Raw genomic sequence first — 8887 nt, 5'->3', positions numbered from 1 at the left:
CCTTAGTTGCACTTATACTATCTTCCGCTAATCTTTTTAGCGCTTTAGCGCACTTAAACTTTCCGATAGTAAAAAATAAAAAGGTGTCCATTGACACCCTTACCTGGTTTTACGCGATATGGATTCCGATTGCTGATCTATTTTTAACGTTTCCCGCAGCTTGGCCAGTGCCCTTCGCTGCAGTCTCGAAACATGCATCTGGGACATGCCCAATAAATCCCCGGCCTGCTTCTGACTCAAATTTTGATAGAAGGTTAACTGAATGATTTCCCTCTCACGCGGTTCCAGCACATACAAGGCATGGTCGATTGTCAAATGTTCATCCACCCGGTTGTAGCCTTCTTCATTTTCTCCGACCAGATCGAAAAGCGAAATCGTGTTGCCATCGCTATCTGCTTCCAGCTCGCTATCCATCGAAAGCGCGTGATAGCTGCGCCCCATCTCCAGCGTTTCCAATATGTCTTCCTCTGACACCCCCAGACATCGGGCAATATCAGCGATCTGCGGGGAGCGCTGCAGCTGGATGGTTAATTCGTCGACTACCCGCTTGATTTTGGGGCTGAGCTCCTTCACTCTTCGCGGAACATGCACACTCCAGGTCTTGTCCCGAATGAAGCGCTTGATCTCCCCGACAATCGTCGGGATGGCGTAGCTCTCAAAGTTTCTCTCGAAAGCTGCGTCATACCTGCGAAACGAAGAAAGCAAGCCAATCATCCCAACCTGCACCAGGTCTTCATACATGATCTGGCCGCGCACAAATTTCTTGGCGAGCGTCTCTACCATAGGCGTGTACGCTTCTACCAGCTGTTCCTGCAAGCTCGCGTCACCTGTCTCTTGGTACTGCATGAGGAGCTCCTTGCATTCCTCTCGGCTATATCTGGTTCTTCGAGATTGTCCGGTCATCGCCAGCCACCCCATCTCGCCGCAAATACTTCGTCATGGAGACCGACACGCCCGCATCTGTATGAAAGACAACCTCATCCATCAACGCATGAATCAGATACAAGCCCAATCCCCCCTCTTCGAGATCCTCCTGATCGATCCCGGAGTAGAGCGGTGTCGCTTGTTTCTTTGCCGATTCAACGGAAAATCCTTTCCCCTGATCCGCTACTTCGATCACAAGCCGATCCTCGTAAACCTGACACTCCAAATGAAGGGAATTCGTACCGTCTTCCTGTTCGTATGCATGCTCGACCGCATTCGTGCACGCTTCACCTACTGCCAGCTTGATATCTTCTATATCTTCATAGGAAAATCCCATGCGATTGGCTACTCCCGACACCAAAAGACGGGCTACTCCCAGGTACTCCACCCGATTGGGCAACGTAAGCTGGATCACGTCTGCAGAAGGGTTGTTTGGATCCATTACTTGTCCTCTCCTTTGCGGATGGCAATGAATTCGTAAAAACCGGTGATGCGAAACAGCCTTTCCACACGCGAAGACATGTTTTGTACATAGAAGGGACAACCTGCCTTTTTGGACGCCTTCATGATCGCCACGAAAACACCAATTCCTGTACTGTCCATGTACTCGACTGCTTCCAGATCGACGGCAAGAGTCATTCCCGGCTCAATGAGAGACATGAGCGTCTCTTTTACTTTGGGTCCCGTGTAGGCATCAATTTCCCCACCCAGGACGACACAATGCTCTGTCTCATGACTGATTGTCTGGATAGTCAGCTCCATCCCAAATTCCTCCTATATGGTCCTCAGATCCTTTTCAATACGATCATCGTGTAATCATCCCGTTGTTCAAACTGTGTGAGCATCAGGAGCCTGCGATAAATCTGATCCACCATGTTCTGTGAAGGAAGATGCACCTCATGCTGTAGATTGGAAATCAGCTCTTCCCTTGTCATGTACGAGCGGCCCAGCTTGCATTCCGTTACGCCATCCGTCAACAGGATCAATAGATCGCCAATGTGCAGGTGAACCTCTTGCTCCTTGTACTGACTGTTCCCATCAATCCCCAGAGCGACTCCACTGCCTGCCAGATCGTAAAAGCGTCCTTCCTGCGCCCGGTACAAAAATCCTGGCTCATGACCGGCTACAGCATAGCGAAAGACATGAGATTGGGTATCGTAGCAACCAAACAGCATCGTCACAAACATACTGGCATCAATATTACGTTCCACGACCCTATTCAGGTGACGCAACATTTGATCCGGCCCCAGCCTGATCTCGCCCAAGCTGTCCACGGCGTACTTCAGCATGGACATACACATGGCTGCTGGAATGCCTTTCCCGGTAATATCGCCAATCGTCAGACTAAACTGGTGCTCATCCACATACATGAAATCGTAGTAATCGCCTGAAATCTCATGCGCTGCAATGCTGATTGCCCCGATCTCCACACTGGGATATGTTGGCATATTTTGCGGCAACAGTGCTTGCTGCATGGCGGACACAACCGCCACTTCCGATTGCAATTGCGCATGCTTGCTTCGCCAGCTGTTCAGGGAACGCTGCGCGTTGCCGTATTCAATCATTACTTCTGTCAAAATGCGAAAGGAAGCCCGAACAAACTCGGGTACATCCCCCAGCTTCTCCAAAGCTCTACCATGCAGATCAACCATTTCCTCTGGCGAAATATCTCTTCGCAGCAGAAACTTACCCAGCTTTTGAGCGCCGTACAGCTCGTCCTCTTCCTGGCTGTCCAAATAATCCCTGAGGATTTGAACATATTCCGCTTCCAACCCCCGGGTCATACCTTTTTGCCACCTTCCCTAGCTTACTCGCGCCATTTGATCACTACGACACGCGTTCCTTTTCCCAGTGTGCTCTCCATCTGGAAATCATCCATCATTCGCCTGACGCCAGGCAGACCTGCACCCAAAGCTCCTGACGTGGTGAACCCGTCCTCCAGCGCTTTCCGAAGATCGGCAATGCCTGGACCTTCATCTAAAGCAGTAATTTTCAGTCCGGTTTTTTCGTCGTTTTCAACGGTTTCTATCGTGATTGTTCCGGTACCGGCATACAAGTAAATATTGCGAGCCAGCTCCGAGATCGAGGTTGCGATCCGAGATTGCATGATCGTCCCAAACCCTAGCTGTCTCGACATGTTTCGCCCTACTTGTCTGGCCGTCACAATATCTGTCTCTTTCTCAATCGGGATCGTTTCCGAATTAGACGCTGCCACAATCACAAACCCCTTCCGCTGCTTCCATATTCCTTTCGTGATACGCGGAATGATTAGCAAATCATGTCACTTTTTGTCTAATATTCACTATCCAAAATGATTCGCTATTTACGGATTTTTTCCTGCACCGTGGTGAACAAAACCTGTATGCTGACTTGCACATCTCTACCTTTGAGACACGACAAAAAACCACCTGGCGTACACCCATCCAAGTGGTTTTTTCCACGCGCGACTGATATATCCTTAAAAATCAATAAGCCCCAAACTGATTTGCAGGGATTCATTGACACGATCCATCATCTCATCATCAAGATGGGTAATCTTGTCGGTCAGTCGTTGTTTGTCAATGGTTCGAATTTGTTCCAACAGAATGACGGAGTCACGATCAAATCCATATAATTTTGCGTCAATCTCAACATGTGTTGGCAATTTCGCCTTTTGAATCTGCGCCGTGATGGCGGCGACGATGACCGTCGGACTAAAACGATTTCCAATGTCGTTCTGAATGACTAAAACAGGCCGTACGCCTCCTTGCTCAGAGCCAACGACCGGTGACAGGTCCGCGAAAAACACATCGCCACGTTTGACAATCACTGGTCACACCCCGCTAACTAAGCGGACAAGAGTATGGTCAGCCTCTTCTTCAGCGCCAAATGCCTCCGATGCCATTTTTAGATTGATCTTCGCCATTTCCATGTACCCTTTTTGCATCGTTTCACGGATTGTGCGTTTTTTGCGCTCCTTTAAGTACAGGTGCATCGCCTGGCGAATAAACTCGCTGCGATTGGAATTTTCTTTCTCAATAACGCCATCCACTTCCTGGAGCAAGTGATGTGGCAAACTGATCATGATGCGTTTCGTGTTAGACTTCGACAAGACAACTCCACCTCCAACCATGACCGTAACTTCCATCCGCTATACTTGTTAGATACTGACTATTGCCAGTATGAACAATACCATTATGTCGAAACCATTGCAAAAATATACCTCTTCAAGCTCGCTTTAAGCAAAATTCTGTTATACGGTTTGACGCCTAGCTATAATTCGCGTTTTGCAGGTAAAATCCTGCCGCTTTATGTTAGACACTTTTTCCCATTTTTCGAAAACGTATCGACGTTATGCCCGAAAAAACGTGTTACTTTGTGAGCAGATGATGCACAGTGCACTCTTTTCCCGCGCGATAATAGACCTTGGGAATGCGGAAATTGAGCAAGCATGGTACTTCATAGTTGATCGTACCGGTGAGCGCGGCTATTTCGTCCAAGGATATCTCTTCATCGCCTTGTCTTCCGTACAATACGATCTCGTCTCCTACCTGCGCCGATTCGTTCGGAACCTTCACCATGATTTGGTCCATGCAGACTCTTCCGACAATCGGAGCCCGTTCACCGTTGAACAAAACAGCTCCTCGATTGGACAATAGTCGCGAATAGCCGTCTGCATACCCAATCGGCAGCGTCGCGATCTGCTCATGCGGCTGTGCTGTGTAGGTCGCCCCATAGCTGACGGTAAATGGTTCATCCGCCACTTTCACATGTGCTATTCTTGTTTTCAATGAAAGAGCAGGTACTAACGGAACATCTGCACGTTCTTTCATGTACGGTGAAGGATACAATCCGTATAAACCTATGCCCAATCGGATCGTATCATACCCCCATTCCGGATGTGCAATAGCGGCAGCCGTATTGCAGCAGTGTACCTTCGGCAATTTCTTGCCCGCTGCACGCAGGGCTTGTATGAAGGATTGAAACGTTTCGTACTGTCGTCGCACATGCGTTTGATCAGGTTCGTCTGCGCATGCAAAGTGAGTAAACAACCCAGACCAAACCAGCTTGGAGCTATTTTCGAGCGCTGACACAACACGCAGCAGCTCTTCTTCACTGCGCACGCCGAGCCGGCCCATCCCCGTATCGGTCTTTACATGAATACCGACAGGTCCAAGTTCATCTCGCTGCAAGGCTTGTTCTGCTTCCAAAATCCATGCTTCACTGCAGGCGGTCAGCTCTACCTTCAGCTTGCTGGCTATTGCGACTGAATCAACCGGCGTGTAGCCCAATACCAAAATCGGTGCCTCAATTCCTGCTTCCCGCAGGACAATAGCCTCGTCGAGCAGCGCCACTCCAAGCGAATCCGCCCCAGCGTCCAGCGCTTCCTTGCCCACATGAACCGATCCGTGTCCGTATCCATCTGCTTTGACTACAGCCATGATGCCGGTCTGTGCAGGCAAATGCCCCCTGAACGTCTCGACATTGGCGCGAATAGCATCCAAATCTACCTCAACCCAAGTGTCACGACAAAACGGTTTCATCCTTATCGCCTCTTGTTCCCTTTTTGATAATAAAATAATCGCTCGTTCAAATGAGTAAGGAATTGACGAGATACCATGAGCGATTCCCTTTTTCCACTCACTCGATAGAGATGCCGCCCTTCATAAATCTGCTCCACCTCATTAAGTGGAACGCTTTTTTCCTGGCCTGACATCGAGATTATCAAGTGTGTTTTTGTCAGCTTGTACACCGGACGGAGTATGGCTTTGTACAAAAACGGTGATAGCCCCACGACGGCAATGGCAATCGCAAAGGCGAGCACCTTAAACGCTGTGGCATCACTAGGAAAAAACTGTGCCAGGATCATCATCCCAAACACGAAAGCCACTGTTTCCATGATACGCATTTTCATGCTTTTGCGCAGGAGCATATCCTTGTATGTAGATTCCTCCTGATACAAAACATCTGACACCGGTTTTTTCATGAAACGTTTGCCACCCCATTATTCGAAGACTGGACCACGCCAACCCTTTTGGCGGAGCCTTAAATGTCCTTATACCTTCATCCATGATCGAGCTTGTGAAAGACCGACTTTTACGAAAGGTTATAAGTTATCTTGAATGTATCGCTTTTGCACGTCATGTGTCAATGAACGGAATCCGATTGTTCATTCTCCACTGCGATATGGGCAAAACGACGCACATCAAACAAGCCTTGATCTGTGAGCTTTAATGCAGGAATGACGGGCAGTGCCAAAAAGACAAGGTAAGGAACGGCTGAAAGTGAGTCGGGGCTTCAAGCACTCGCAAAGCCTGCTCCAATTTTTGCAGACTGGCGCACACTTCACCGGCAGTCAGATCGGCGATTAATCCTGCAATCGGAGAAGGCAATGTAGCCTGGGGCTATAGCTCCACGATTGGCCAAACGAAAACATTCCGCTGCATTGAGTGAAGCCATCGCGATAGCCGTAGGTGCAGGAATGCCCGCCTGAATCGCCCTGCGCACATGACAGTCAATGCTGCCCTCCAGCATCAGCTCATCCAGATGCTTGTCATCCGTTACGAAAAGACATCTGCGCGCATTGCGCTCTGTCACTACGGGAAGCAGAGCTCCGTCTCACCTTCATAATCTCCGATTCCTGCGATGACCCCGTCGACGATCGCGACGTCACCTGTAAATGTTTCTCCATTAAATACATCAATGATCGTGCCATTCTTGATCACGACATCGGCCTTTGCCCTGCCTGCCGACACGGCAATTCGTTTGCGCAAATTCTCAGTTGTATATTTCACAGCTGTGCTCACCTCTTCCTCTCATTCACGTACCGTACTTCCCTACCTTCATACATATCCCCCAACTATGCATGTTTCTTTCAGAAAGGTCCACAGGTGGTAGACAGGGGACGTGAAAAAAAAGGGATCTCGGAAGCTAGTTTGCTCCGAGATCCCTGTTGACTACGCGGTTGGATTGTCTTGAACGCTATCTTTTTTCTTGCCGGGGAAAGCTCCCTTTTCGAATGTGCCTTCTACCATCTTGGAGGCACGTTCTTTACTCTCTGCCAGCTTCTGGTCAGCTTGCTCCTGTGTCAGCTTGCCTGCTTTGACTGCTTCAGCCAGTTTGTCTGCTTGTTGCTGTACGAGCAATTCGATCACATCGTCTTTGTCTACACCTTGTTCTTCTGCGATCCCTGCAAGAGACTTGCCTGCCTTCAGCGCTTCCTGCAATTCGGCTGCCTCCATATCCAGAAGCGCGAGCAATTCCTCGCTTTGACCGAAGCCCCCAAAGCCCTTGCCCATTCCTTTCCACGCATGTGTGTTTTCCACTTGCTCCTGGATGCGCTCGCTGGCGTTTTCACTCATCTTATCAGCCTGTTCCTGCGTCAGCTTGCCTGCTTTGACTGCTTCAGCCAGTTTGTCTGCTTGTTGCTCCAGAAGCAGATCTACTACTTCCTGCTTGTCTACACCCTGTTCTTCCGCTACCTCAGCCAGCGATTTGCCTGCTTTCAGCGCTTCCTGCAGCTCTTCCGCATCCAGATTCAGCAGGGCGAGCAGGTCGGCGTTTTCTTTTACCGCAAATCCGCCTCCAAATCCATGATGTCCCATCTTTCCTATACCAAAGCCTTGTTTACCTTCTGCTGTATAATTGATTTTTGCTTGATCCGCATCTGCTGCATAGGCGCTTCCCAGCACACCCAGGCTAAGCACCGCTGCCATAGATCCGAACAGCATTCCCATTTTCGCTTTGCTCAACATATTCTCTCATCCTTTCACTTCAGGTTATGTACTCCTTGGTACAAGACCTAGTGTAGCTGAGCATTTTTAGATTCACGTTTGAGAATGATGGAAAACTAAAGGGAAAACAGCGGAATCGATGTGGGAATTGCAAAATGAAAAAGGACGGCGCATACCGTCCCCTCTCCCATTCTTATTTTCCGCCTACTCCATAGGTGGATTGCGCTACTTTCACCATTTCTTCTTCAGGCAAATCTCCTGTAAGTGTAAACTCCACGCCATCCAGCTCCCAAGTCAGATATCTCTGACTGTCGACTGTCTGGGTCAAGACACCGATCGTGAAGCCAAGGTCAACAGGCATTCCCTGTTCGTAAGAGACGGTGGCCGCTGTAGGTCGGGCTTCAATCAGCCTGTAGTTGTAAGCTCCCTTGTACATGAGAACCACTGTGCGCTCACCATCGCGTGTCACAGGCTCGATGTCTCCTTGCTGTACACCATCTGGCACATAAGTCGGAACAATCACGCCAAACTGGCTGGAAGGCTGCTCCTGTGTAGCCCCACCGCCAACCTGCCCCATCGTCGGCACAGATGGCAGAGAACTGGTGCTCATGTTGTGATCCTTGTCAAAAGCATTGTTCTCAAACGACGGATTGAACACAAATTCGGTAAAATCGATTTTCACCAATGGATTCATGCTGGAATCCATGATTTCTGCGTGTGTCGGTTTGAAATCTTCTGTCAACCAAATTTTTTGTTTGGTCAGCGAGCGATTCCCGCTGTAATTGGCCTTGACTTCAAACACATACTGCTTGTCATCCATTTGCATTTGACGATCCGTATCATCGATGATGCTGCGTGCCAGCGTCTCATAGAGGTAAAGTGGGCCGTTATTTTCCGGCCAACCGCTCTGGAAGCGAAAACTCTTGTTCAGATGTGGTGTGAGAACGAAAACTCCTTCGTCATTTCGCAGGATGATCTGGGTGATGCCACGCTGCTTGGAGGTAAGTGCCACTCGGTAATTGGTCGGTTTTTCGTACCAAACCTGAACATCGTACTCCATCGGGGTGGAACCGGTTTGCATGGTCAACACTGCCTGTGACTTGTAGCCTTGCATTTTGTCCAGCGTACCACTCAAGTCACCCACCACATCTTCTGGTGTCTTTTGACCAAAGCAGCCGCCGAGCAGCAGAGTGAAGACCATCAATAACACCAGTGGAAAAGCTGCTCGTTTCATAGAATGAATTCCTCCT

Annotated in this window: 12 protein-coding genes and 2 pseudogenes; all 14 read right to left on the bottom strand. The window is 49.3% G+C overall.

Annotated features, from left to right (window positions below):
* Positions 1 to 99 precede the first annotated feature (99 nt).
* The gene (gene sigB / locus JZI27_RS21365) at positions 100 to 903 is read right to left on the bottom strand and encodes an RNA polymerase sigma factor SigB (RefSeq protein ID WP_280209204.1); all 804 of its coding nucleotides are present in this window, start codon (positions 901 to 903) and stop codon (positions 100 to 102) included.
* On the bottom strand, positions 872 to 1366 hold the full coding sequence (rsbW, locus tag JZI27_RS21360; RefSeq protein WP_280209202.1) for an anti-sigma B factor RsbW: 495 nt from the start codon (positions 1364 to 1366) through the stop codon (positions 872 to 874). The genes sigB and rsbW overlap by 32 nt, the downstream gene beginning before the upstream one ends.
* Positions 1366 to 1686, bottom strand: a complete 321-nt coding sequence (locus JZI27_RS21355) for an STAS domain-containing protein (protein WP_280209200.1) — start codon at positions 1684 to 1686, stop codon at positions 1366 to 1368. Before JZI27_RS21355 ends, rsbW begins: the two co-directional genes overlap by 1 nt.
* A 23-nt stretch (positions 1687 to 1709) precedes the next feature.
* Positions 1710 to 2708, bottom strand: coding sequence for a PP2C family protein-serine/threonine phosphatase (locus tag JZI27_RS21350; protein WP_280209198.1), 999 nt, complete (start codon positions 2706 to 2708; stop codon positions 1710 to 1712).
* 23 nt (positions 2709 to 2731) lie between these two features.
* On the bottom strand, positions 2732 to 3139 hold the full coding sequence (locus JZI27_RS21345; RefSeq protein ID WP_412850236.1) for an anti-sigma regulatory factor: 408 nt from the start codon (positions 3137 to 3139) through the stop codon (positions 2732 to 2734).
* Positions 3140 to 3382: 243 nt separating this feature from the next.
* On the bottom strand, positions 3383 to 3733 hold the full coding sequence (locus tag JZI27_RS21340; protein ID WP_023556675.1) for a type II toxin-antitoxin system PemK/MazF family toxin: 351 nt from the start codon (positions 3731 to 3733) through the stop codon (positions 3383 to 3385).
* Between the two features lie 3 nt (positions 3734 to 3736).
* The gene (locus JZI27_RS21335; RefSeq protein WP_122910239.1) at positions 3737 to 4036 is read right to left on the bottom strand and encodes a CopG family ribbon-helix-helix protein; all 300 of its coding nucleotides are present in this window, start codon (positions 4034 to 4036) and stop codon (positions 3737 to 3739) included.
* 238 nt (positions 4037 to 4274) lie between these two features.
* The gene (gene alr / locus JZI27_RS21330; RefSeq protein ID WP_280209191.1) at positions 4275 to 5447 is read right to left on the bottom strand and encodes an alanine racemase; all 1173 of its coding nucleotides are present in this window, start codon (positions 5445 to 5447) and stop codon (positions 4275 to 4277) included.
* Positions 5448 to 5449: 2 nt separating this feature from the next.
* Positions 5450 to 5890 (bottom strand): hypothetical protein, encoded by a 441-nt coding sequence (locus JZI27_RS21325; RefSeq protein WP_122910237.1) that lies wholly within the window; start codon positions 5888 to 5890, stop codon positions 5450 to 5452.
* 161 nt (positions 5891 to 6051) lie between these two features.
* Positions 6052 to 6248: pseudogene (locus tag JZI27_RS21320) on the bottom strand (adenine deaminase C-terminal domain-containing protein).
* 43 nt (positions 6249 to 6291) lie between these two features.
* Positions 6292 to 6513, bottom strand: a pseudogene (locus JZI27_RS21315) (amidohydrolase family protein); the annotation flags it as partial.
* The gene (locus JZI27_RS21310) at positions 6501 to 6698 is read right to left on the bottom strand and encodes a hypothetical protein (RefSeq protein ID WP_148038774.1); all 198 of its coding nucleotides are present in this window, start codon (positions 6696 to 6698) and stop codon (positions 6501 to 6503) included. The gene JZI27_RS21310 and the pseudogene JZI27_RS21315, both read right to left, overlap by 13 nt.
* A 162-nt stretch (positions 6699 to 6860) precedes the next feature.
* The gene (locus JZI27_RS21305) at positions 6861 to 7658 is read right to left on the bottom strand and encodes a hypothetical protein (protein ID WP_280209187.1); all 798 of its coding nucleotides are present in this window, start codon (positions 7656 to 7658) and stop codon (positions 6861 to 6863) included.
* 172 nt (positions 7659 to 7830) lie between these two features.
* Complete coding sequence (locus tag JZI27_RS21300; protein ID WP_122910234.1) at positions 7831 to 8871, bottom strand: outer membrane lipoprotein-sorting protein; 1041 nt, start codon at positions 8869 to 8871, stop codon at positions 7831 to 7833.
* Between the last annotated feature and the right edge of the window lie 16 nt (positions 8872 to 8887).

The sequence above is a fragment of the Brevibacillus sp. AY1 genome (genome assembly GCF_029870785.1).
In the GTDB taxonomy this organism is placed as follows: Bacteria; Bacillota; Bacilli; order Brevibacillales; family Brevibacillaceae; genus Brevibacillus; species Brevibacillus invocatus.
The sequence above is the reverse complement of the archived record's forward strand: the minus strand, read 5'-3'. Positions and strand labels throughout refer to the sequence as shown.

What these genes read in the sequence shown, in the direction of transcription:
- sigB (WP_280209204.1), bottom strand. Translation starts at nt 903, where the DNA reads ATGACCGGACAATCTCGAAGAACCAGATATAGCCGAGAGGAATGCAAG.
- JZI27_RS21350 (WP_280209198.1), bottom strand. Translation starts at nt 2,708, where the DNA reads ATGACCCGGGGGTTGGAAGCGGAATATGTTCAAATCCTCAGGGATTAT.
- JZI27_RS21355 (WP_280209200.1), bottom strand. Translation starts at nt 1,686, where the DNA reads ATGGAGCTGACTATCCAGACAATCAGTCATGAGACAGAGCATTGTGTC.
- JZI27_RS21300 (WP_122910234.1), bottom strand. Translation starts at nt 8,871, where the DNA reads ATGAAACGAGCAGCTTTTCCACTGGTGTTATTGATGGTCTTCACTCTG.
- alr (WP_280209191.1), bottom strand. Translation starts at nt 5,447, where the DNA reads ATGAAACCGTTTTGTCGTGACACTTGGGTTGAGGTAGATTTGGATGCT.
- JZI27_RS21335 (WP_122910239.1), bottom strand. Translation starts at nt 4,036, where the DNA reads ATGGTTGGAGGTGGAGTTGTCTTGTCGAAGTCTAACACGAAACGCATC.
- rsbW (WP_280209202.1), bottom strand. Translation starts at nt 1,366, where the DNA reads ATGGATCCAAACAACCCTTCTGCAGACGTGATCCAGCTTACGTTGCCC.
- JZI27_RS21305 (WP_280209187.1), bottom strand. Translation starts at nt 7,658, where the DNA reads ATGTTGAGCAAAGCGAAAATGGGAATGCTGTTCGGATCTATGGCAGCG.
- JZI27_RS21325 (WP_122910237.1), bottom strand. Translation starts at nt 5,890, where the DNA reads ATGAAAAAACCGGTGTCAGATGTTTTGTATCAGGAGGAATCTACATAC.